Genomic DNA, 19,669 nt, shown 5'->3' on the forward strand with positions numbered 1-19,669 from the left:
CGGGGTCTGTGGTGGGGGTGCGGGCCGCGTGCGGCGGCTTCCTCGGCCGGCGGTGTGCGCGGCCGCCCCCGTCGTTGAGGTGGTCTGCGTGACAGCCTACCCGCGCCCGCCCCGCACGGGGTAAGGCCCAGGGGTGCCATTGCGCGTATGGTGGGGAGAGTCACCCGATCGGGCGGTGGCCGGGACACCGGCGCCGCCGCCAACCGAGGAGGTCTGTACGACTATGGACGCCGGGTCCGCCGCGACCGACGCACCCCGTGCCCTGCTGGACGAGCTGAGCCTGACCGCCGGACAGTACGTCCACGAGTTCGGCTATGACGAGGACGTCGACCACGGTCTGCGCGAGCGGCTCGAGGGCGCGCTCGGCACCGAGCTGCAGCCCGAGGAGGACCAGGAGCCGGTGGACGCCGTGCTCGTGTGGTGGCGTGCCGAGGACGGCGACGCCACCGACCTCGCGGACACGCTCGTCGACGCGCAGCTGTCGCTCGAGGAGGGGCCCGTGTGGGTGCTGACGCCGCGCAAGGGCCGCGAGGGTCACGTGGATCCCGCCGACGTGCAGGAGGCCGCCACGACCGCCGGCCTGCACGCGACGACCGGCGCCGGCGCCTCCGAGGACTGGGCGGCCGTCAAGCTCGTGCAGAAGCGCGGTGGCTGACAGTCCCGCGCTCCGGGACTGCCACGGCCAGTCCTGGCCCTTCCCGCCCCTGGCGGACCCGGGCAGGTCGGCCACCGCCGGTCCCGACGACGGCGCACGCCCCCTCGGCGTGTGGCTCGCCTTCCTGCCGGGGGCCTTCACCCCCGTGTGCACCGGTGAGCTGGCCTGGCTCGGCGAGCTCGCCGAGCGGTGGGCCGCGCAGGGCGTGGCCGTGAGGGCGGTCTCCTGCGACTCGGCTCCCGTCCTGCGCCGCGCGGCCGAGGACCTCGGACTTCCCGAGGAACTGACGCTGCTGTCCGACTTCTGGCCCCACGGGGCCGCCGCCCGCCGCTTCGGTGCCTTCGACGCGGACACGGGCAGGCCCCGGCGGATCTCGGTGCTGCTGGACGCACAGGGCATGGAGCTCGGCCGGGTGGAGGCCGAGCCGGGGCGGGCGCGCAGCCGCGACGAGCATGAGGAGCTCACGGATCGGCTGCTGGGCGGTGCGAGCGCGGCGCCGCCCGTGACGACGGCCGGCCGGTAGGATGAGGCCGTCCCAGGACCCATAGCTCAGTTGGTCAGAGCACCACGTTTACACCGTGGGTGTCGGCGGTTCGAGTCCGTCTGGGTCCACCGCCGTGAATATTGCCGCGACGCTCGGGCCCCGGGATGCTCCTATGCACCTCCCGGTTGCCGAGCGACACCTCATCGTGCTCGCTGACGCGGAGGAGGCCACGCAGATGCGTCGCCGCGTCGACAGGTGCGCCCCGCGCCCCTCCCAGGGGCACCGGTCGCCGTGGCGCCCGCCATGTGACCTTTTCCGGCGTCGACTCCCTGTGCCGCGCGCCGCCTGTGGCACCCTGGTCCGGTCATGAACACGGATCCCGCTCTCACCGCTGCCACGGCGTCGACCTCTGCGGAGGTCCGCCGGGGCCTGCGGCTGTCCTCGGCCGCCGGGTTGGGTCTGGTCCCGCTCGGCGTCGCCTTCGGACTGCTCGTGGCGCAGGCACCGTTGCCGTGGTGGACCGCCCCGCTGCTGTCCACCGTGGTCTTCGCCGGCTCGGTCGAACTGCTGCTGGTGTCCCTCATCGTGGCGGGCACCCCTCTGGTCTCGGTGGCGGTCACGGTGTTCCTGCTGAACTTCCGGCACGTCTTCTACGCCTTCAGCTTCCCGCTCCGGGTCGTCCGCCCGCGTCCGGCGAGGCTCTACTCCATGGGCGCGCTGATCGACGAGGCCTATGCCATCGCCACCACGCACCGCACCGGCTGGACCGGGCCGCGTCTGCTGGCCATGCAGGCCGCGCTGCAGGTGTACTGGGTGTTCGGCGGCGTGGTGGGCGTCGCGGCAGGGTCCCTGCTGCCCGCGCCGATCGAAGGCCTCGAGTTCGCCCTGACGGCGCTGTTCATCGTGCTCGCCCTGGACGCCGCGCGGACCCGCCGCCACGTGCCGCTGGTCGTCATGGCCGCGGCCGCCGTGGTCGTGGGCGTCGCCGTCGCCCCGGGAGAGTTCCTCGTGACGGCATTCGCCGTCTACGTGCTGTTCCTCATCGTCGCGCACCTCGTGGCCCGCCGTGGCCGGGATGTGCGGCTGCCGGCGGAGGACCCGTTGGAGGCGGCCTCCGTCCCGGTGACGGACGACCCCGAGGAGGGGAGCCGATGACCGTGTCCGCCGGATACATCGTCGCCGTCGCGCTCGTCGCCGGAGCGGTGACCTTCGGCCTGCGTGCGCTGCCGTTCGCGCTGCTGCGTCCGCTGCGCGAGTCCCTGCTCGTCCGCCGTCTGGCCGTCTGGATGCCCACCGGGATCCTCACGGTCCTGGCGCTCGTGATGCTCCTGGACTCCGCAGCCCTGGCTCCCGGAGAGCCGGTGGACCTCCGCCGCCTGTCATACGCGCTCCTCGCGGCCGCCGTGACGGTCGTGGTCCACCTGGCCGCAGGTCGGCGCACCGTGCTGTCCATCGCTGCCGGCACCGCCTGCTACGTCGTCCTGGTCAACCTGCTCTGAGGTCCTCAGGACCCGCGCACCTGACCGTCGGCCACGAACCGCCCGCCCCCGCCGGCCAGAGCCCACACGATGGCCCGCCGGTGCAGCGGCGGCAGCTCCGGGGTGTCTGCGACCGGGAACCAGCCGACGTCGAGGTTCTCGTCGTCGTTGACCCGCGCCTCGCCGCCGACGGCGTCCAGGACCATGACCACGTCCAGGTACTGCGCCCGGTCGCCGTTGGGGTAGACGGCCTCAGCCGTGGTCCCCACACCGGCGAGACGTCGCGGCACGGCCTGCACGGCCGTCTCCTCGTGCACTTCGCGCACGGCGGTGTCCGCGGGCTCCTCGCCGGGATCGGGGATGCCGGCCGGCACGGTCCACCGGCCGTTGTCGGCCCGTCGCACCAGCAGCACCTCGGAGTCCTCGGCGCGCAGGACCACCGCCTTGACGCCGGGCAGCCACAGCGGGTCGTGGCCGATCTTCTCTCGCAGGGACAGGATGAATTCTGGAGTGGACATTGCTCCACCCCATCACATCCGCCGCGGGACCGCGCTGCGGCCGGAGCCGGCGGGCCGTCATCCGGGTCCTGCCGGCGACCGGCGAGTCGAACCACACTCGTTCACCTTCTGTTCACGTCACCACGCGCCCCGGGCCGGGCCGTGGCGGGGGTCTCGGACCATAATGGGAGACACGATCCGCCTCTCGGGTCCGTCGCGTCCCGCCCCCCCTGTGGGCCGCCGGGCACCGGAGGGCGTGCCGCGCGAGAAGGAAATGAGGACGATGCACGTGCAGCTGCTCACCCCCGACGCCCCCCGCGAGAACCTCCGTTCGTTCATCGACAAGCTCCGCGAGGGCGGCTACACCGTCACCGACGGCCACACCAACGACCCGGACCTCATCGATCCGCAGGGCAAGGCCGTGGAGACGTGGAAGGAGGACTATCCGTACGAGGAGCGGATGTCCCGTGAGGACTACGAGCTGGAGAAGTACCGCCTCCAGATCGAGCTGCTGAAGCTGCAGTACTGGGGCGAGGACACCGGCCAGCGCTTCATCGTGGTGTTCGAGGGCCGCGACGCCGCCGGCAAGGGCGGCACCATCAAGCGCTTCACCGAGCACCTGAACCCGCGCACCGCCCGCGTCGTCGCACTGAACAAGCCCTCGGACCGTGAGCAGGGCCAGTGGTACTTCCAGCGCTACATCCAGCACTTCCCGACCGAGGGCGAGATCGTGCTGTTCGACCGCTCGTGGTACAACCGGGCCGGCGTGGAGCGCGTCATGGGCTTCTCCACGGACGAGCAGTACGAGACGTTCATGCGCCAGACCCCGACGTTCGAGAAGATGCTCGTCGACGACGGCATCCACCTGACCAAGTTCTGGTTCTCCGTGACGCAGACCGAGCAGCGCACCCGCTTCGCGATCCGACAGATCGACCCGGTCCGCCAGTGGAAGCTGTCCCCGATGGACCTGGAGTCCCTGGACCGCTGGGAGGCGTACACGGCCGCGAAGGAGGCCATGTTCCTCCACACGGACACGGACCACGCCCCGTGGATCTCCATCCGCTCCAATGACAAGAAGCGCGCCCGCCTGAACGCCATGCGCTACTTCCTCTCCCAGTACGAGTACGAGGGCAAGGACCACGCCGTGGTCGGCGAGCCGGACCCGAACATCGTCCGCCGTGGCCGCGACGCCGTGGGGGACTGACCTGCACGGGGCCGTCCTCCGCGCTGCCGGCGGCCGCGCACCCCGCCGTGGGGTCGCGGCCGTCGCCGCGCTCGCCCTCCTCCTGGCCGGCTGTTCCCTGCCCGACGACGGCCCCGGCACCTCTGCCGACAACGGCCCCTCCGCGGACGCAACCGGTGCCCCCGGCGCCGGTCCGGGAGGGCCGGCAGGCCAGGGCCGCTCGCCGCTGTTCGACACACCGGCCGACTCCGCGGCCGTGTACGAGGTCTACGGAGACTCCCTCACCGTGGCCGACTCCCCGGACTTCGCGGGCGGTCGTCTCGGCCCGGAGTCCTGGCTGGCGCACATGGATCCGGAGCGCTTCGCGGTGACCGTGGCCGGCGGCCGGTGGGGCGCCACCGTGCCGGACGTGCTCGCCGGACACCTGGCCGACGGCCCCATGGAGGCTGACGCGCTGCTGGTCTTCCTCGGCACCAACGACCTGTTCCGCGCCGCCGGCGACACCGCGTCCGCCCACGCGGCCTTCGTCGGCGAGGTCGAGGACCTGGCGGGCCGACGAGGCAGAGGTGGGGTGGCCGTCGTCGTGGTGGCGGTGGGCCCGTCCGGGACGGACCCGGCCCGCGGCGTCCCCGGCCCCGTGCGCGACTGGAACGAGCGCACCCGCGCCGCGGCCGCCGAACGCGGCTGGACGTTCGTGGACCCGTGGGGACCGGTTCGAGACGAGGCGTCCAACACGTTCGCGGATCCGCAGGACACCACGGACGGGCTGCACCTGTCCGTGTCCGGCGCACAGAAGCTCGCCGAGGGTATGGAGCGGGCGCTCGCCGACGGGTCCGACGCGTAGGCTGGAGACAGCACGTCGCCGCCCGGACGGACGGCGACACGTCCCCGCAGGGGACATTCGACCAGACCCACCCACCGCAGAGGGCGTCAGACGCCCGGGAGAGGCAGAGCATGAGCGAGGCGACCACCAGCATCCCCACCGGCACCGCGGACATCGGCGTGACCGGCCTGGCCGTCATGGGCGCCAACCTGGCCCGCAACTTCGCCCGCAACGGCTATAACGTGGCCCTGCACAACCGCTCCCGCGCCCGCACCGACGCGCTGGTGGCCGAGCACGGCCACGAAGGCGAGTTCGTGGCCACCGAAACCCTTGAGGAGCTCGTGCAGTCGCTGGCCGCCCCGCGCCGCGTGCTGATCATGGTCAAGGCAGGCCAGCCGGTGGACGACGTGATCGAGCAGCTCGTGCCGCTGCTGGAGACCGGGGACATCGTGATCGACGCCGGCAACTCCCACTACGAGGACACCCGGCGCCGCGAGGCCGCGCTGGCCGAGAAGGGCCTGCACTTCGTGGGCGTCGGCGTCTCCGGCGGCGAGGAGGGCGCCCTCAACGGCCCGGCGATCATGCCCGGCGGCCCGAAGGAGTCCTACACGGCCCTCGGCCCGATGCTCGAGAAGATCGCCGCGGACTTCGACGGAGAGCCCTGCTGCGCCTGGGTCGGCACCGACGGCGCCGGCCACTACGTGAAGATGGTCCACAACGGCATCGAGTACGCGGACATGCAGGTCATCGGCGAGGCCTACGACCTGCTCCGCCAGGTCGCCGGTATGGAGCCGGAGGAACAGGCCCAGGTGTTCACCGCCTGGAACCAGACCGACCTGGCCTCCTACCTGATCGAGATCACCGCCGAGGTGCTCTCCCAGGTCGACGCCGAGACCGGGCGGCCGCTCGTGGACGTGATCGTGGACGAGGCGGGCCAGAAGGGCACCGGCCGCTGGACCGCGATCTCCGGCCTGGACGTGGGTTCCCCGGTGGCCGCCATCGCCGAGTCCGTGTTCGCCCGCTCCCTGTCCTCCCAGCCCCAGGTGCGCGCCCAGGCCCGCGAGCTGCTCGCCGCCGGCACCGAAGGGTCCGGCACCCCGGCCCCGTCCGACCGGGAGGCCTTCGTGGAGGACGTGCGTCAGGCGCTGTTCGCCTCCAAGCTCGTCGCCTACGCGCAGGGTCTGGACATGCTCTCGGCCGCCGCCGCGGAGTACGGCTGGTCCCTGGACCTGGGCACCATCGCCTCCCTGTGGCGCGACGGCTGCATCATCCGCGCCGACCTGCTCGACGTGATCATGCGGGCCTTCGGCGGCCGGGACACCGACCGCCACCCTGAGCCGGGCACCCGCGCCGAGGGCCAGCCGGCGAACCTGCTGTTCGCCCCGGAGTTCACGCAGGCGATCGCCGAGGCCCTGCCGTCCTGGCGCCGCGTGGTGGCCACCGCCGTCGCGGCCGGCGTCCCTGTGCCGGTGTTCTCCTCGGCCCTGGCCTACTACGACGGCCTGCGCGCCGAGCGCCTGCCCGCCGCCCTCATCCAGGGCCAGCGCGACTTCTTCGGCGCCCACACCTACCGCCGCACGGACAGGGACGGCTCCTTCCACACCCAGTGGTCCGGCGACCGCACCGAGGTGCAGTCCTGAGCCGGACGCCCCGGCGTGCAGTCCTGAGCCGGACACCCCGGCCCCGCGAGGACAGCCAGGTCCTGGGAGAGTGAGGGCCCAACACGGTGTTGGGACGCGATCTCATCACCGTGTTGGGCCCTCACTCTGCGGGTCGGTCGCCGTCGTCGGCTCCGGATCAGATCCACATGGCCGGGTCCACGTACTCCGCGGGGTCCACGGCCGGGGCCTTCTCGGTCTTCTCGTCGCGATGGCGGACCCGGGCCGGGATGCCGGTGGCGATGGAGTCGGCCGGGGTGTCCTTGACCACCACGGCGTTGGCGCCCACCGCACTGCCGGCGCCGATCTCCACCGGCCCGAGGATCTTCGCGCCGGCGCCCACGACGACGCCGTCGCCGAGGGTCGGGTGGCGCTTGACCTTCTCCAGGGAGCGGCCGCCGAGGGTGACACCGTGGTAGATCATCACGTCATCGCCGATCTCCGCGGTCTCGCCGATCACCACGCCCATGCCGTGGTCGATGACGAGGCGACGGCCGATCGTCGCGCCCGGATGGATCTCGACACCCGTGAGGGAACGCGCCACCTGGGAGAGCACGCGGGCAGGCGTCTTGAGCCGCTCGTGCTGCCACATCCGGTGGGCGACCCGGTGTGCCCACACCGCGTGCAGGCCCGAGTACACCACGGCGATCTCCAGGTCCCCGCGCGCGGCCGGGTCATGGCTGCGGACGGCCGCGATGTCCTCCTTGAGACGGGAGAGAAGTCCCACGGTGCTCGCCTTTCGCGTCGTGCGGCCGGCCCGGTACGGGGCACGGCCGGAGTCAAGGGAGGCGACGTCGGCACCCGCGGCGGGTGCCGACGTCGTCCTCTGGAAGGAGCGGCTGCGGGTCAGCCGCGGATGTCCTCGAACAGGACGGTGGAGATGTAGCGCTCACCGAAGTCGGCCACCACGGCCACGATCAGCTTGCCCTCGTTCTCCGGCTTCGCGGCCTCCTTCAGGGCGGCCGAGACGATCGCGCCGGAGGAGATGCCGCCGAGGATGCCCTCCTTGGTGCCCAGGTCTCGGGCGGTGGCCACGGACTCCTCGAGGGTGGCGGCGTAGACCTCGTCGTAGAGGTCCTGGTCCAGCACGTCCGGCACGAAGTTCGCGCCGAGGCCCTGGATCTTGTGCGGTCCGGGCTGGCCGCCGGAGAGGATCGGGGAGTCGGACGGCTCCACGGCCACCAGGCGAACACCCTTCTTCTGCTCGCGCAGGTACCGGCCGGCACCGGTGATGGTGCCGCCGGTGCCCACGCCGGCCACGAACACGTCGACCTCTCCCTCGGTGGCCTCCCAGACCTCCGGGCCGGTGGTGGTGTAGTGCGCCTGGACATTGGCCGGGTTGGCGAACTGGCGGGCCCAGATGGAGTTCTCCGTCTCCGCCACGATCTGCTGGGCGCGCTCGACGGCGCCGCGCATGCCCTCGGAGCCCGGGGTCAGCACGATCTCGGCGCCGTAGGCGCGCAGCATGACGCGACGCTCGGTGGACATGGTCTCCGGCATGGTCAGGATGACGCGGTAGCCGCGGGCCGCGCCGACCATGGCCAGGGCTATGCCGGTGTTGCCGGAGGTGCCCTCGACGATGGTGCCGCCGGGCTTCAGCTCGCCGGAGGCCTCGGCGGCGTCCACGATGGCGCGGCCGATGCGGTCCTTCACCGAGTTGGCCGGGTTGTAGAACTCGAGCTTGACGGCCACGGTGCCGGGCAGGCCCTCGGTCAGGCGGTTCAGGCGGACCAGCGGGGTGCCGCCGACGGCCTCGGTGATGTTGTTCAGGATGGTCACGGTGTGCTCCTCCGTGGAAGTGGGGGTCGGGGGATGTCTGTGGGCAAGGCTAGTCAGCGCAGTCGTGACACGTCAGCGCTCGAGCCACACGGCGTAGTGTTCGCGGGCCTTCGCGATCTTCGGGTCGATCACCACTCGGCAGTAGCCGTTGAACGGCCGCGCGTCGTAGAAGCCCTGGTGGACGTCCTCGGCGTCGAACCACGCGGCGGCCGGCTCGAGGGTGGTGACGATGGGCCGGCGGTAGAGACGCTGCGCGTCCGCGATCGCGGAGGCGAACAGCTGCCTCTCGGCCTCGTCCCGGTAGAACATCGCAGAGCGGTACTGCGTGCCGACGTCGTGTCCCTGGCGGTTCAGCGAGGTCGGGTCGTGGGAGGTGAAGAACATCTGCAGGATCACGTCCGTGGGCACCACGGAGGCGTCGTAGCGCACACGCACCGCCTCGGCATGGCCGGTGGCGCCGGAGCAGACGGCCTCGTAGTCCGGGTCCGGGTGCGCCCCGCCGGTGTAGCCGGAGACCACGTCCAGCACACCGCGTACGCGGCGGTAGACGGCGTCCAGACACCAGAAGCAGCCGCCTGCGAGCGTCAGCTCGCGCACGTCCGGCTCCTGGCGCTCACGGCAGGGGCTCTGCGGGGTCTGATTCACAGTCACATCCGGCACAGCACCGCGCGGCACGGATTCATTCCGGACGTGCTCTTCGGCACAATGGCCTCCATGAGCGAGACCAGCCGCCCCACCGTCGCCGACGTCCTCCGTCTCATGGAGGAGCTCTGGCCGAGCGCGCTCGCCGAGTCCTGGGACGCGTGCGGACTGGTCGTCGGCCGGCCGGATGCGACCGTCTCCCGCATCCACTGGGCCGTGGACCCCGTCTCGGCAGTGGTGGCCGAGGCCGTGGAACACGAGGCGGACATGCTGGTCACCCACCACCCGCTCCTGCTCCGCGGCGTCACCTCCGTGGCCGGCACCGGCTTCAAGGGCGATGTGGTCCACACCCTGATCGAGAACGGCTGTGCGCTGGTCGCCGCCCACACGAACGCCGACTCGGCCGTGGGCGGCGTCTCCGACGTCATCGCCGAGGTCCTGGGCCTGACCCGACTCCGCCCGCTCGCGCCGTCGGACGGCGGCACCGAGGAGGAGGGCATCGGCCGTGTCGGGGAGCTCGAGACGCCCATGACCCTGCAGGCCTTCGCCGAGCGTGTGCACCTGAACCTGCCGTCCGTGGCCTCCGGCGTCCGCGTGGCAGGCGACCGGCAGGCGATCGTCCGCACCGTGGCCGTTTGCGGAGGAGCGGGCGACAGCCTCTTCGACGCTGTCCGCGCCTCCGACGCGGACGTGTACGTCACCGCAGACCTGCGGCACCACCCTGCCTCGGAGGCCCGTGAGGCCGCGCTCCTCGACGACGGCCGCCCCTACCTGGTGGACGTGTCCCACTTCGCCAGCGAGTGGCTGTGGCTGCCAGCCGGCGCCCAGGCCCTGGAACGCCGTCTCGCCGAGGACGGCCACGAGGTGGAGATGGCCGTCTCCTCGATCGTCACGGACCCCTGGGACTTCATCCTCGTCGGAAGGAACCCCTCATGAGCACGCTGACCGCCACCGCCGCCCAGCGCCAGGCGCTGCTGGACCTGCAGGATCTGGACACGGAGATCGACCGCGCCAAGGCCGCCCTCAACCGGCTCCGCACGGACGAGGAGTTCGCGCAGGCCAAGAAGGACGCCGCCGACCTCGCCGAGCAGCTCGCGGCGGCCGAGGGGGCCCGCCGCGAGGCGGACCGGGATGCCGCCGAGGCCTCCGAGAAGGCCGCGGCCACCCGCGCCCACCGCGACCGCACCCGCAACCGACTCCACGCCGGTGGCGGATCCCACAAGGAGCTCGAGGCGATGATGCACGAGGCACAGACCCTCGAGGGTCTGCTCGCCGAGCACGACCAGGCCGCCCTCGAGGCCATGCAGGCCGCCGACGCCGCGGCCGGGAAGGTCACCGCCGTCCAGGAGCGGAAGGCCGCCGTCGAGGCCTCTGGCCGCGCGCGTGCGGCCCACCTCAAGCAGGAGGGCCAGCGCATCACCGAGCACGGTCGCTCCCTCGCCGCGCGGCGTGCCGAGGCCGCCGCCGGGCTGCCGGCCGAGATCGTGGCACGCTATGAGAAGGTGCGGTCCCGGAACGGCGGGATCGGTGCCGGGCGCCTCGAGGGCAACCGCTCCAGCGCCTCCGGCACCCCGCTCAGCCCCGCCGAGCTCGAACGCCTCCGGGCCCTGCCGGAGGACGCGCTCGCCGAGTGCCCCGAGACCGGCGCCCTGCTGGTGCGCGTCTGAGCATCCGCGCCTGGCGTCCGGCCGGCGCCCTGCGCCCGTTACCGTGTGAGCGCCCCCCTGACACAGCGTCCCCGCTGAGCCGGCGGCCCCACCGCCGGCCCCGCCGATCCTCGAGGAGGAACCACCCCGTGTCCGAACGCGTCCTGCAGGTCGAAGCCGACGGCGGCTCCCGCGGCAACCCCGGCATCGCCGGCTACGGAGCCCTGGTCAGGGACCCCGTCACGGGCGATGTCCTGATGACCGAGGCCGGGCCGCTGGGCCGGGCGTCCAACAACGTGGCCGAGTACTCCGGCCTGATCGCCGGACTGAAGATGGCGCGTCTGGTGGACCCCTCGGCGCGAGTGCACGTGCTGATGGACTCGAAGCTCGTGGTCGAGCAGATGTCCGGCCGCTGGAGGATCAAGCACGAGGACATGCGCCGTCTCGCCGCCGAGGCCCGGAGTCTCTACCCGGCCGGACGCGTGGACTACGAGTGGATCCCGCGTGCCGAGAACAAGGATGCCGACCGGCTGTCCAATGAGGCCATGGACGCCGGGGCGAAGGGCGTGGACTGGGATGCCGGCGCGTCGGAGGTCACGGTCGCCGCCCCGGACGCCGCGGAACCGGAGCCGACCGACGCCCGGGCCGTTGCGGCCGACGACGAAGAGCCTGCGGCCCCGGCCGCGTCGGGCGCCGCGGAGACCGCGCTGCAGGGACTGCCCGGTCGGCTGCACCACGTCGAGGTCTGGGTCGCGGACCTCGAGGCGGCCGAGCGCAGCCTCGGCTGGATGCTCGAGCAGCTGGGCTACGAGTGCAACGGGCGATGGAAGCAGGGCCGCTCCTACCAGGGGGCGGGGGAGTACATCGTGCTCGAGTCCGGTGCCGACGTCGCCGACGGCGCCCATGAGCGCCGTCGGCCGGGTCTGAACCACCTGGCGTTCATGGCGGGCACCCGTGCCCAGGTGGATGCGCTGACCGAGCTCGCCCAGGAGCACGGCTTCTCCCTGATGTTCGAGGACACCCACCCGTTCGCCGGCGGGCGCGGACACTACGCGGCCTATCTCGAGACCGACGACGGCTTCGAGGTGGAGCTGGTGGCCACCGCCTGAGCCTCAGCGCTCGGGCAGGACCACCTGCAGCGAGCCGGCCTTGGTCACGGTCGGCTCCACGAGCTCCACGCTCCAGTCGTGGGGGCCCTCGTGGGACCCGGCCCTCTCGACGACGGCCACCGCCTCCTCCAGGGTTCGCACCTGGGAGGCCGGGGCCGCCAGCAGTTCGCGGGCCACGAGCCCGCGGGTGTGCTTGGCGAAGTGGGACACGACGGTCCGCCTCCCGGCCTTCATCTGGAACACGTCCACGGTCACGGTGCGCCCGGACGGGGCCTTCCACTGGGACGCGTAGCCGCCGGAGCGGCAGTCCACGACAGGGCCTGCGTCCTCCTCAGCGAAGGCGTCGAGCGCGGGTGTGAGGCGCTTCTTCCACCAGGTGCCGAGTCCCGGCATGTCCGGCAGCCTCGCACCGACCGACAGCCGGTAGGCCGGGATCGCGTCGCCGAGCGCGGTGACGCCGAGCAGGGCGGAGAACACCAGGGCGCGGCGGCGGGCCCGGGTACGGGCCGCCGTCGGGAGCGAGGCGTAGTCGAGGGCGTCGAAGAGGACGCCGGTGTACACCCGGTGGGCGGCTGCGGCGGGGTTCTGCGTGATCGTCCGGTTCGCCTCGACCTCGGCGGCGAGGCTCGCGCCGACGCCGAGCACCTCGAGCGCGTCCTCGCGTCCGGAGACGCGGGCGAGCCGGTCGAGCAGCTCGGTCCGGGCGGCGGTCACCTCGGGGTCGTCAGCCAGGACCAGGCCGGACAGGTCCAGCGGTCGGCCGGAGGCGGGCGCGGTCTTGCCCTCGGAGGGCGGCAGGAGGATCAGCACGTCGTCCACCCTATCCAGGCAGGAGGGCGGCTACGGTGGAGGCGGCCCGGAACTGGGTCCGGGCCCATCGCACCGGCGACCGTGCAGCGGAAGAGGAGACGGACATGCAGGGACTCAGCGTGCTGGCCATCGACGCCATGGACGTGTTCGGTGTTCTCGCACCTGCGGCCTTCCTCGTGCTGATCGCCGCCTTCGTGATCGGAGTGCGCTCCTCCGGGACCCGCCGGACGAAGGAGCGCGTTGGCGAGGCCGAGCTGCGCGAGGGCACCTTCACCGGCGCCGAACGGGCCACCCTCGAGTGGCCGCGCAGCCGCCGGAAGCCCACCCTGGCGGAGGTGCTGCGCATCGCAGAGATGTACGGATACCGCCTGACGGACCGGGAGGATGCAGACGACGTCGTGGTCCTGCGCTTCGAAAGGGTCCACGAGGATGACTGAGCCCACCCGGACCCGCACCGACCGCCGCGCACAGGCACAGGGGCGGGGCGGTCGTCGGGACGACGCGGACAGCGGCGGTGCCTTCGGCAGATCAGGGGCGGGGGGACGGACCGGCTGTACGCCGGGTTCTGTGGTCCCCCCTTGTGTTCATGCGGGGTGTGGCCGGTCTGTTCCGGTTTCGTTCCGGTTGAGGTGTCGCAGACATGGGTGCGGCCCGCACCACCATCCCAGGTGTCGCGGGCCGTCGTGTTGTCATCATCACTCACCGTGAGTTGCGTACTCACGCGCAGGTGTGTATAGTAGGTGGCGCAAGGGCAGGACGGACCAGCCCGAGGAAGGACACCATGACCCGCATCGCCGCCGAGACCATCACCATCGACCAGGCCGTCGAGACCATCTGCATCGAGGCCTGGGACACCGAGGGCGGCCAGGCCCAGGGCATCATCTGGGACCGCACCGGCCAGGACGACCAGGACGGCGAATGGGGCACCCAGTTGATCGACTGGGAGGGTGACCTGGACGACGCTGTGATCGCGGTGGAGGCCGCCGGGTTCACCGTGGAGGAGTTCGTCGGACACGATATCGACGGTGGCGGCGCGACCGCCCTTGCCCGCCGCTGAACCGCCGCGAGGGCGAGGAGGGCACCGTGACCGAGGAGAAGGATTACGACGCGATCCTGCGCCGGATGCAGGGGTGTGTGGAGCACGCGGAGAAGTCGGCGAGCGAGTTCCGGGACGCACGCAATGAGGTGATCCGGGAGGCTGTGGAGTCTGGTATGAGCATGTACCGGATCGCCAAGATCACCGGCCTGTCTCAGCAGATGGTGGCCCGGATCAGGGGCGCCAGCTAACACAGTGAGGCCGTCACTTTACGCAGTGAGACCCTCACTTTACACAGTGAGGCCGTCACTTTAGGCAGTGAGGGTGCCGCCGGGTTCACTGTTGAGACCCGAAAAACGGCCCCACCTCATGACGAGGTGGGGCCGTTCGGGCGTCATTGACAATCAGAGTCACACATTTTGGCGATGAAAGTTATGGGTGTGTCTATGAGGCCGCCGATTCCATAACTTTGCATAGTTATGGACTTTTGCGACTTTTGCGACTTTTGCGAGTTTTGCCACAACCGTTCATAGTCGGTGGCGTCACGCAACGATCCTCCCGGAAGTGTGCGCATTGACTCCGACATGCGCACACTTCCGGGCGTTTCGTGTCAGTCGCGGTCGTGCCCAGAAGTTTATGCGCGGCCGCAGTCAGCGCGTATAAACTTCTGGGCGCTGTGTCAGTCGCAGTCGGGGCCGTCGTCGTAGCCGAGGGTGCGGACTGTGCGGCCCTCCTCGATCAAGTCATTGGCGGGGCCTGCCTTCACCGTGCCGCCATCCACGGCCTCGACCACGGCGCTCACGTCCACGACGGAGGACTGGACGTAGTGGTCCAATCCCATCTGTAGCGCGCCGATGATCGCCACGAGCACCGCGATGACGGTCGGGACGGCCGGGTGCAGGTCGAGGACGGCGGAGGATGCGCCGAGTGCGCCGAGGAAGGCGAGGGCGGACCCGGACCAGACCGTGAGCTTGCGGACGGTCGGGGACGGGGCAGTGCGCAGAGTGGGCATGATTACTTCTCCTCCGTGAGTTCGTGGCCGGACCACCATCCGGCCTGGCCCTTGGACGCCATGTAGGGGGTTGCGCCCTCGACCCAGCCGTCTGAGGTCTTGCCGGTAGCGGTGATGATGGTGCCCTTCGGTGCGGACCCGAGGACCGGGAAGCGCAGTCCAGGGCCGGTGCGGACGTTCAGGACATTTGCCCGCGTGATCCGGTAGCGGCGCGCCCGCCCGGTGTTCAGCCGCTGGCCGGTGTAGAGCGTCGTCGTCGGCGTGGCGTCATTCGCGGCAATCAGGGCCTCCATGCTGACTCCGAGCTTCCGGGAGATGGACCACCAGGAGTCGCCGTCCTTGACGGTGTACTTGCCCGTGCCTCCCGTCGATGCTTGCCGGGCGGGCTTCGGTGCCGGTGCGGTGAGGGTCTTCGCTGCGTCGAGGATGCCGGGAATCTGCGGGATGCGGTCATCACCAGGGCAGGACTTGCCGGTGGCCGAGGACCACTTCTCGCCGCCGCCGCGCTGTGTGCGCCCGGCAAGCATCGACGGCAGGGTAGGGAACCATCGTCCATCGACTCCGAGCCTGTGCCAGCCGATGCCGTGCTCGGATGACTTCGAGGAGGCCATGAGCCGCAGGGGCACGCCGTGGGTCTTGTGCGCCCAGGCGATGATGCGGGCGAGGGCCTTGCACTGCGCATCGGTCCAGGGTCCGTCCGACTTGCCCTGCGTCTCGATGCCGATGGAATTGTAATTTCCCTCACCGGAAGTCCAGGCCATGTAGTCCGTGTCCACGTACTGCTCAATGGAGCCGTCGCGGGCCACATAGAAGTGGCAGGAGGCGCGGGCGGACGGGTGGGACATCCACCCGTGGATGCTGGTGGACTCCGAGTCAGCGACATGAAGAATCACACGACGCTTCGCGGTCTTCTTACGGGTGAAATTAGTCGTCAGCGGCTTCCAGGTGGTGCCGGGCATACGTGCCATTGTCAGGACTCCTTGTCGGGGTGGGGATGGTCGGGGTCGGTCAGGTCTGCGATCAGCTCACGGATCACCTTGATCTCCTGGTCAGGTCGGGGCGGTTTCGCGCCACGGTCGATCCAGGCCAGGACGTGCGCGACCTCGCGGATCAGCACGCCGGCCAGGCGGCGGACGGAGGCTTTGAGTGCGCCGACCTTGTCTTCCAGGCCGTCGATGCGGTCGGACTTCTCCGCGTCGGCCTTCTCCAGGGCGACGACACGGGCGGCCAGGGCCTCGTAGGGGGTGGCGGGGCGTCCGATCTGGCGAGCGTCACGCCAGGCCTTGACACCCTCCGCGACGACCTTCCAGATGAGGACGAGTCCGGCGAGGGTGGCTAGGGGTGGGGCGAGCTCTGCGGGGACTCCTGCCAGGTCCGGCATGCGCTCACCGCCTGTCTGTGATCGTCGGGATGGCCCCTGTGTGGAGGGGGTCGTCGTGGTGCTCCCGCCACCCGGAGCAGACGCGGATGACGATCAGCAGGGCCAGCCATGAGGCGAGCCCGAAAGCGCTGCGGATGGTGGCGTGCGGGTCGCCGAGGGCCACCAGGAGCAGCCCGTGACCGTAGGCCAGGGCCCGGTAGGCGGCCATCACATAGAGCGCGGCCCAGCCGGGTGCGTCCCGGCACTGCCCTAGGTGGGCGCACACCACGGCGACCGCCCCTGTGGCCACCCATCCGGCGGCCCGTACCCCGTGTCCTGCGGAGAGGAGGGGGTAGGCGGCGGCGGGGTCTGGGGCGACGATGGTGAGCGCCCCGGTGATTGCCCAGAGGGTGCCGAGGGTGGCGAGGATGATGCCCCTCCGGCCGAGGCGTCTGCCGTAGCGGTGGAGTGCGGTGGTGGCGCGCCGGTACGGCATAGGGCCTCCTGGTCGTAGGTATGGGCGCGGCCCCGCCACTGGTGTGTGGCGGGGCCGCAGGCGGGGTGCCGGGGTTAGGCGCGGGTCCAGAGGGAGTGCGCGGCGTCCGGTGACCAGTGGGCGGCGGTGGTGTGCGCTTGGATGCAGCGGTAGACAACGCCCTGGTAGGTGCGGAGGTCGCCGGGGACGACCTGCTCTCCGGCCTTGAACGCGGGTGCGGTCGGCACCGGCTCCGGGACCGGGGCGTCCTCGGTGACGTCCACCCACAGCCGGTCATCCACGCCCGTGCCGCCCGGCTCCCAGACGTTTGCGGGGTGCCGGGACTCCCACACGCGCCCGCCGTGCGCGACGACGGCTCCACGCGGGTAGGCGTCATGCGCCCCGGTCAGCTGGGACCAGGGGCGGTGCTCGCCCTCGGCCAGCGGGGGGAGTGCGGCCTCCACGGCGTCCCGGTACTCGCGGGCGGTCTGCTCGGCGCGGGCCTCGGCGGTGGTGAGCACGTAGCGGCGCTCCTGCTCGGTGAGGACGGCGGCGCGGAGCGCGTCCAGGCGTTCGTCCGTCCAGGTCTCGGAGTCGGTGAGGTCAGGCAGGGTGGCGGGCACGGTGGCCCTCCTCTCGTTGGTCGGGTCAGGCGGGGGTGCCGGGGGCGGGCGCGTCGTGTTCGGGGATCAGGGCGATAGCGGGCTTGTGCCGCCACTTCTTCGCGCTCATGGGGGGTTCCGTTCTCTCGGATAGGGGTGGTGTCAGGGGGTGAGGGTGGAGCCGCCAAGGTCACACCAGATCAGGAACGCGACGCAGGCGAACCCGAAGGTGAGGGCCGCGGCCCAGCGGACGGCGGCACGGACCTTGTGGGCGGTGGTGCCCGGGGCGGGCTCGTACCAGGTGGCCGGGACCGGGCGGAGGCCGAGGTCGTCGGGGGCGGTGGTCATGCGGCGTCCTCCATTCGGATGTCGTGCGCCAGGTCCTCGTCGAAGGCCTGGCGGTCGGGGTCGTGGGTGGGGCAGTAATCAGAGCCAGGGGCGGCGTCATCCATGCAGATGTCCGGACCGGCCCCGTGCAAGCAGGGGCGGGCGGTCATCGGGTGCACCTGCTCACGAACGCCTCGAGGGCCTTCTCGGTCACCCGCCACCGGGCCCGTGGCCCGTTCGACAGGCGCACTCCACGCAGCTCCCCAGACCGGAGACGGGCGCGGGTGGTGTCCGGGTGCTCGCCCAGACGCTCAGCGGCCTGCCGGACGGTCAGCAGTCGGGTCGGCATCACAGGCCACCTGCCTGCATGAGTGCCGGCGTGGGAGCCCACAGGCGGACCACACCGCGGTGGCGGGACTTCGCCCGTGCCAGCCCGTACCCGACCGGGGTCAGGTGGCCGCGCTGACGGGCGAGGGTGAACACTCGGCCGATGGAGTTGTGGTGCTCGGGCTGGTCGAAGTCGCGGAGGTCGTCCGCGGTCACGGACCCCCGCTCCACCGCGACGTTGCAGACGCGGGCGAGGGCGGCCTCCATCCAGTCGGTGGCGACGAGGACAGTTGCGCGGCTCATGCGGCCACCCCCGTAGAGCGGGGGGCCTTGCGTTCAGGCAGCTCGGACTCGTGGGCGATTGCACGGGGGTCCACGTGCAGGTACTTCGCGAGGGGGTGGAGGTGTTCGCGGAGTAGGGGCCGCTTCCCGGAGATGACCTGTGACATGTAGGGGCGGGACACGCCGATGACGTCGGCGAGGTCGGCCTGGGTGACGAGGGGGCGTCCGTGGCGGAGTGCGGAGAGGTTGGTCAGGTCCATGACGGTGGCGATCCGGCGTCCGACGCACTGGTCGCGGACCTCGGGGTCCAGTGCGATTACCGGTGTGTGCTGGTTCATGCTGGTAAGCCTAGGTAACTAGGCGTAACCATGTCAAGCCGTTTACGGGTAATGGCGCGTAACTCGCGGTAAAAACCGCAGGATCACGCCAAAAACCACACGTAATCACATCCTTGTGATGCGGCATCATGGGCAGACGTAACCCAACCGCACCCCCTTGCGGTAACCACACCACCCCCAGGACGCTCACACCATGACCACCACCGAAGGCCTCCAAGCCGTGCGACGCATCATCACCGAAGGCATCGACCGGGCCGGCCACACCCAAGCCTCATTCGCCGCCGAAGCGAAGATCGCTACGAAGACCCTTCACAACATCCTCCGCACCGACCGCACCCCCTCCCGGCCCGTGCTCGCGAAGATCGAAACCACCCTCGGCCTCATCCCCGGTGTCCTCTCCGACCTGGCCGACCAGCCCTCCGAAGCCCACCCCGAACACGTGACCCTCGCCTCCCTGGCCGACACCACCACCCCCGCCGCCTCGGACATGACCGACGCGGAACTCCTCTGGGAACTGACCACCCGCCTCAACGACCGGAACCGCAGGATCACCGCCCTCGAAACCCAGGTGGAGGAGCTGCGCGCCGCGGCCCCCGCGGACGTCTATGCCCTCGCCGCCGACCATGACCGGTCCGGTGTCGGCCGGCACCTGGCCGACCAGGCAGACGCCACCGGTGAGGAACCGCAGGCATAACCGTGTCCGCCCCTGCCCCTACGGTGTCCCGCATGTGGGACCCGCAACGCACCGCCGACGAGTACGGTGTGCCCGTGCATGTCGTGCGTCTGCCCGATGGGCTCGCCGGGTGCACGGACGGGGCCCAGGTGTGGGTGGACGACCGGCTCACCCACACCGAGCGGCGGTGCACGCTCGCCCACGAGCTCGTGCACGTGTGGGCAGGGCACACTGGACACCAGTCACCGAAGGTCGAGGCGTGGGTGCGGCGCACCACCACCCGGCTGCTGTTGCGCGGCCACGACGTCGAACGGGTACTCCGCACCGAACCGACCCTCTGGGACGCCGCCGAACGTCTCGGCGTCACCGTCCCTGTCCTCACCGACCACCTACACACCACCCAAGGAGCACACCTGTCCCGCGTCAAGTAGTTGGCAGGATTTCCTTGGTTTTGAATGTCGGGGTGGTGGGGT

30 protein-coding genes and 1 tRNA gene are annotated in these 19,669 nt (G+C 71.2%); 16 read left to right on the forward strand and 15 right to left on the reverse strand.

The window, feature by feature from the left end:
* Nucleotides 1-223 precede the first annotated feature (223 nt).
* The 5 genes from FM125_RS06235 to FM125_RS06255 all read left to right on the forward strand — a co-directional run bounded on the left by FM125_RS06235 (nt 224) and on the right by FM125_RS06255 (nt 2,638).
* Nucleotides 224-655, forward strand: coding sequence for a DUF3052 domain-containing protein (locus FM125_RS06235; protein WP_067190255.1), 432 nt, complete (start codon nt 224-226; stop codon nt 653-655).
* Nucleotides 648-1,178: a redoxin domain-containing protein gene (locus tag FM125_RS06240; protein WP_087133997.1), complete on the forward strand. Its 531-nt coding sequence runs from the start codon at nt 648-650 to the stop codon at nt 1,176-1,178. The genes FM125_RS06235 and FM125_RS06240 overlap by 8 nt, the downstream gene beginning before the upstream one ends.
* Before the next feature lie 15 nt (nt 1,179-1,193).
* Nucleotides 1,194-1,267 (forward strand) — tRNA-Val (locus tag FM125_RS06245).
* Between the two features lie 238 nt (nt 1,268-1,505).
* On the forward strand, nt 1,506-2,294 hold the full coding sequence (locus FM125_RS06250; RefSeq protein WP_087133998.1) for an AzlC family ABC transporter permease: 789 nt from the start codon (nt 1,506-1,508) through the stop codon (nt 2,292-2,294).
* Entirely contained in the window at nt 2,291-2,638 is a 348-nt protein-coding gene (locus FM125_RS06255) for a branched-chain amino acid transporter permease (protein WP_087133999.1), read from the forward strand. The genes FM125_RS06250 and FM125_RS06255 overlap by 4 nt, the downstream gene beginning before the upstream one ends.
* Nucleotides 2,639-2,643: 5 nt before the next feature.
* Here FM125_RS06255 and FM125_RS06260 read toward each other — a convergent pair whose 3' ends face one another.
* Complete coding sequence (locus tag FM125_RS06260; RefSeq protein ID WP_087134000.1) at nt 2,644-3,135, reverse strand: NUDIX hydrolase; 492 nt, start codon at nt 3,133-3,135, stop codon at nt 2,644-2,646.
* A 253-nt stretch (nt 3,136-3,388) separates the two neighbouring features.
* Here FM125_RS06260 and ppk2 point away from each other — a divergent pair, with 253 nt between their 5' ends.
* The 3 genes from ppk2 to gndA all read left to right on the forward strand — a co-directional run bounded on the left by ppk2 (nt 3,389) and on the right by gndA (nt 6,760).
* Nucleotides 3,389-4,318, forward strand: a complete 930-nt coding sequence (gene ppk2, locus FM125_RS06265) for a polyphosphate kinase 2 (protein WP_245232037.1) — start codon at nt 3,389-3,391, stop codon at nt 4,316-4,318.
* Nucleotides 4,293-5,141 (forward strand): SGNH/GDSL hydrolase family protein, encoded by an 849-nt coding sequence (locus tag FM125_RS06270; RefSeq protein WP_087134001.1) that lies wholly within the window; start codon nt 4,293-4,295, stop codon nt 5,139-5,141. The genes ppk2 and FM125_RS06270 overlap by 26 nt, the downstream gene beginning before the upstream one ends.
* Before the next feature lie 110 nt (nt 5,142-5,251).
* Nucleotides 5,252-6,760: an NADP-dependent phosphogluconate dehydrogenase gene (gndA, locus tag FM125_RS06275; RefSeq protein WP_087134002.1), complete on the forward strand. Its 1,509-nt coding sequence runs from the start codon at nt 5,252-5,254 to the stop codon at nt 6,758-6,760.
* A 157-nt stretch (nt 6,761-6,917) separates the two neighbouring features.
* Here gndA and epsC read toward each other — a convergent pair whose 3' ends face one another.
* The 3 genes from epsC to msrA form a co-directional block, all read right to left on the reverse strand.
* Nucleotides 6,918-7,505, reverse strand: a complete 588-nt coding sequence (gene epsC / locus FM125_RS06280; protein ID WP_067192265.1) for a serine O-acetyltransferase EpsC — start codon at nt 7,503-7,505, stop codon at nt 6,918-6,920.
* 119 nt (nt 7,506-7,624) lie between these two features.
* Nucleotides 7,625-8,557: a cysteine synthase A gene (cysK, locus tag FM125_RS06285; protein WP_087134003.1), complete on the reverse strand. Its 933-nt coding sequence runs from the start codon at nt 8,555-8,557 to the stop codon at nt 7,625-7,627.
* 72 nt (nt 8,558-8,629) lie between these two features.
* Complete coding sequence (gene msrA, locus FM125_RS06290; protein ID WP_371327630.1) at nt 8,630-9,208, reverse strand: peptide-methionine (S)-S-oxide reductase MsrA; 579 nt, start codon at nt 9,206-9,208, stop codon at nt 8,630-8,632.
* 63 nt (nt 9,209-9,271) lie between these two features.
* Here msrA and FM125_RS06295 point away from each other — a divergent pair, with 63 nt between their 5' ends.
* The 3 genes from FM125_RS06295 (at nt 9,272) to FM125_RS06305 (ending at nt 11,954) form a co-directional block, all read left to right on the forward strand.
* Entirely contained in the window at nt 9,272-10,135 is an 864-nt protein-coding gene (locus tag FM125_RS06295; protein WP_311199918.1) for a Nif3-like dinuclear metal center hexameric protein, read from the forward strand.
* On the forward strand, nt 10,132-10,866 hold the full coding sequence (locus FM125_RS06300; RefSeq protein WP_070639704.1) for a zinc ribbon domain-containing protein: 735 nt from the start codon (nt 10,132-10,134) through the stop codon (nt 10,864-10,866). The genes FM125_RS06295 and FM125_RS06300 overlap by 4 nt, the downstream gene beginning before the upstream one ends.
* 128 nt (nt 10,867-10,994) lie before the next feature.
* Nucleotides 10,995-11,954 (forward strand): reverse transcriptase-like protein, encoded by a 960-nt coding sequence (locus FM125_RS06305; RefSeq protein ID WP_070639702.1) that lies wholly within the window; start codon nt 10,995-10,997, stop codon nt 11,952-11,954.
* A gap of 3 nt (nt 11,955-11,957) precedes the next feature.
* On the opposite strand, the gene FM125_RS06310 is transcribed toward FM125_RS06305, so the two are convergent.
* Complete coding sequence (locus tag FM125_RS06310) at nt 11,958-12,764, reverse strand: YaaA family protein (RefSeq protein WP_087134026.1); 807 nt, start codon at nt 12,762-12,764, stop codon at nt 11,958-11,960.
* A 104-nt stretch (nt 12,765-12,868) separates the two neighbouring features.
* Between FM125_RS06310 and FM125_RS06315 the strand changes: the two genes are divergently transcribed.
* From FM125_RS06315 to FM125_RS06325, 3 genes are all read left to right on the forward strand, one after another.
* Entirely contained in the window at nt 12,869-13,201 is a 333-nt protein-coding gene (locus FM125_RS06315; protein ID WP_245232038.1) for a hypothetical protein, read from the forward strand.
* Between the two features lie 344 nt (nt 13,202-13,545).
* Nucleotides 13,546-13,821 (forward strand): hypothetical protein, encoded by a 276-nt coding sequence (locus FM125_RS06320; protein WP_087134004.1) that lies wholly within the window; start codon nt 13,546-13,548, stop codon nt 13,819-13,821.
* A gap of 26 nt (nt 13,822-13,847) precedes the next feature.
* Nucleotides 13,848-14,051 carry a hypothetical protein gene (locus FM125_RS06325; RefSeq protein ID WP_087134005.1) on the forward strand — a complete coding sequence of 68 codons (204 nt, stop codon included), beginning with the start codon at nt 13,848-13,850 and terminating at the stop codon, nt 14,049-14,051.
* 428 nt (nt 14,052-14,479) lie between these two features.
* Here FM125_RS06325 and FM125_RS06330 read toward each other — a convergent pair whose 3' ends face one another.
* The 10 genes from FM125_RS06330 to FM125_RS06370 all read right to left on the reverse strand — a co-directional run bounded on the left by FM125_RS06330 (nt 14,480) and on the right by FM125_RS06370 (nt 18,523).
* Nucleotides 14,480-14,812 carry a hypothetical protein gene (locus FM125_RS06330; protein WP_087134006.1) on the reverse strand — a complete coding sequence of 111 codons (333 nt, stop codon included), beginning with the start codon at nt 14,810-14,812 and terminating at the stop codon, nt 14,480-14,482.
* 2 nt (nt 14,813-14,814) lie between these two features.
* Nucleotides 14,815-15,780 (reverse strand): N-acetylmuramoyl-L-alanine amidase, encoded by a 966-nt coding sequence (locus FM125_RS06335; RefSeq protein WP_087134007.1) that lies wholly within the window; start codon nt 15,778-15,780, stop codon nt 14,815-14,817.
* Between the two features lie 2 nt (nt 15,781-15,782).
* Nucleotides 15,783-16,193: a hypothetical protein gene (locus tag FM125_RS06340; RefSeq protein WP_087134008.1), complete on the reverse strand. Its 411-nt coding sequence runs from the start codon at nt 16,191-16,193 to the stop codon at nt 15,783-15,785.
* 4 nt (nt 16,194-16,197) lie between these two features.
* Nucleotides 16,198-16,668, reverse strand: a complete 471-nt coding sequence (locus tag FM125_RS06345; RefSeq protein ID WP_087134009.1) for a hypothetical protein — start codon at nt 16,666-16,668, stop codon at nt 16,198-16,200.
* 74 nt (nt 16,669-16,742) lie between these two features.
* Nucleotides 16,743-17,270: a carbohydrate-binding protein gene (locus FM125_RS06350; protein ID WP_087134010.1), complete on the reverse strand. Its 528-nt coding sequence runs from the start codon at nt 17,268-17,270 to the stop codon at nt 16,743-16,745.
* Nucleotides 17,271-17,411: 141 nt separating this feature from the next.
* The gene (locus tag FM125_RS06355) at nt 17,412-17,597 is read right to left on the reverse strand and encodes a hypothetical protein (protein WP_087134011.1); all 186 of its coding nucleotides are present in this window, start codon (nt 17,595-17,597) and stop codon (nt 17,412-17,414) included.
* The gene (locus tag FM125_RS12090; protein WP_219337031.1) at nt 17,594-17,746 is read right to left on the reverse strand and encodes a hypothetical protein; all 153 of its coding nucleotides are present in this window, start codon (nt 17,744-17,746) and stop codon (nt 17,594-17,596) included. Before FM125_RS12090 ends, FM125_RS06355 begins: the two co-directional genes overlap by 4 nt.
* On the reverse strand, nt 17,743-17,925 hold the full coding sequence (locus FM125_RS12465; protein WP_087134012.1) for a helix-turn-helix domain-containing protein: 183 nt from the start codon (nt 17,923-17,925) through the stop codon (nt 17,743-17,745). The genes FM125_RS12090 and FM125_RS12465 overlap by 4 nt, the downstream gene beginning before the upstream one ends.
* A complete protein-coding gene (locus FM125_RS06365; RefSeq protein ID WP_143745251.1) occupies nt 17,925-18,206 on the reverse strand; it encodes a hypothetical protein in 282 nt (93 codons plus the stop codon). Before FM125_RS06365 ends, FM125_RS12465 begins: the two co-directional genes overlap by 1 nt.
* Nucleotides 18,203-18,523 (reverse strand): helix-turn-helix domain-containing protein, encoded by a 321-nt coding sequence (locus tag FM125_RS06370; RefSeq protein WP_087134014.1) that lies wholly within the window; start codon nt 18,521-18,523, stop codon nt 18,203-18,205. Before FM125_RS06370 ends, FM125_RS06365 begins: the two co-directional genes overlap by 4 nt.
* Before the next feature lie 193 nt (nt 18,524-18,716).
* Between FM125_RS06370 and FM125_RS06375 the strand changes: the two genes are divergently transcribed.
* Nucleotides 18,717-19,217, forward strand: coding sequence for a helix-turn-helix domain-containing protein (locus FM125_RS06375; RefSeq protein WP_087134015.1), 501 nt, complete (start codon nt 18,717-18,719; stop codon nt 19,215-19,217).
* Between the two features lie 32 nt (nt 19,218-19,249).
* Complete coding sequence (locus FM125_RS06380; RefSeq protein ID WP_087134016.1) at nt 19,250-19,627, forward strand: ImmA/IrrE family metallo-endopeptidase; 378 nt, start codon at nt 19,250-19,252, stop codon at nt 19,625-19,627.
* Nucleotides 19,628-19,669 lie beyond the last annotated feature (42 nt).

Origin of the sequence: Micrococcus lylae (genome assembly GCF_900163825.1) — a bacterium.
GTDB lineage: Bacteria > Actinomycetota > Actinomycetes > Actinomycetales > Micrococcaceae > Micrococcus > Micrococcus lylae.

Excerpts from the sequence above, each read along its gene's own strand:
- FM125_RS06260 (WP_087134000.1), bottom strand. The coding sequence starts at position 3,135 with ATGTCCACTCCAGAATTCATCCTGTCCCTGCGAGAGAAGATCGGCCAC.
- FM125_RS06345 (WP_087134009.1), bottom strand. The coding sequence starts at position 16,668 with ATGCCGTACCGGCGCGCCACCACCGCACTCCACCGCTACGGCAGACGC.
- FM125_RS06355 (WP_087134011.1), bottom strand. The coding sequence starts at position 17,597 with ATGACCACCGCCCCCGACGACCTCGGCCTCCGCCCGGTCCCGGCCACC.
- FM125_RS06365 (WP_143745251.1), bottom strand. The coding sequence starts at position 18,206 with ATGAGCCGCGCAACTGTCCTCGTCGCCACCGACTGGATGGAGGCCGCC.
- FM125_RS06315 (WP_245232038.1), top strand. The coding sequence starts at position 12,869 with ATGCAGGGACTCAGCGTGCTGGCCATCGACGCCATGGACGTGTTCGGT.
- FM125_RS06250 (WP_087133998.1), top strand. The coding sequence starts at position 1,506 with ATGAACACGGATCCCGCTCTCACCGCTGCCACGGCGTCGACCTCTGCG.
- FM125_RS06300 (WP_070639704.1), top strand. The coding sequence starts at position 10,132 with ATGAGCACGCTGACCGCCACCGCCGCCCAGCGCCAGGCGCTGCTGGAC.
- FM125_RS06335 (WP_087134007.1), bottom strand. The coding sequence starts at position 15,780 with ATGGCACGTATGCCCGGCACCACCTGGAAGCCGCTGACGACTAATTTC.
- FM125_RS12090 (WP_219337031.1), bottom strand. The coding sequence starts at position 17,746 with ATGACCGCCCGCCCCTGCTTGCACGGGGCCGGTCCGGACATCTGCATG.
- FM125_RS06235 (WP_067190255.1), top strand. The coding sequence starts at position 224 with ATGGACGCCGGGTCCGCCGCGACCGACGCACCCCGTGCCCTGCTGGAC.
- FM125_RS12465 (WP_087134012.1), bottom strand. The coding sequence starts at position 17,925 with ATGCCGACCCGACTGCTGACCGTCCGGCAGGCCGCTGAGCGTCTGGGC.
- FM125_RS06255 (WP_087133999.1), top strand. The coding sequence starts at position 2,291 with ATGACCGTGTCCGCCGGATACATCGTCGCCGTCGCGCTCGTCGCCGGA.
- FM125_RS06375 (WP_087134015.1), top strand. The coding sequence starts at position 18,717 with ATGACCACCACCGAAGGCCTCCAAGCCGTGCGACGCATCATCACCGAA.
- FM125_RS06320 (WP_087134004.1), top strand. The coding sequence starts at position 13,546 with ATGACCCGCATCGCCGCCGAGACCATCACCATCGACCAGGCCGTCGAG.
- FM125_RS06295 (WP_311199918.1), top strand. The coding sequence starts at position 9,272 with ATGAGCGAGACCAGCCGCCCCACCGTCGCCGACGTCCTCCGTCTCATG.
- FM125_RS06380 (WP_087134016.1), top strand. The coding sequence starts at position 19,250 with ATGTGGGACCCGCAACGCACCGCCGACGAGTACGGTGTGCCCGTGCAT.
- FM125_RS06340 (WP_087134008.1), bottom strand. The coding sequence starts at position 16,193 with ATGCCGGACCTGGCAGGAGTCCCCGCAGAGCTCGCCCCACCCCTAGCC.
- FM125_RS06370 (WP_087134014.1), bottom strand. The coding sequence starts at position 18,523 with ATGAACCAGCACACACCGGTAATCGCACTGGACCCCGAGGTCCGCGAC.
- gndA (WP_087134002.1), top strand. The coding sequence starts at position 5,252 with ATGAGCGAGGCGACCACCAGCATCCCCACCGGCACCGCGGACATCGGC.
- FM125_RS06330 (WP_087134006.1), bottom strand. The coding sequence starts at position 14,812 with ATGCCCACTCTGCGCACTGCCCCGTCCCCGACCGTCCGCAAGCTCACG.
- ppk2 (WP_245232037.1), top strand. The coding sequence starts at position 3,389 with ATGAGGACGATGCACGTGCAGCTGCTCACCCCCGACGCCCCCCGCGAG.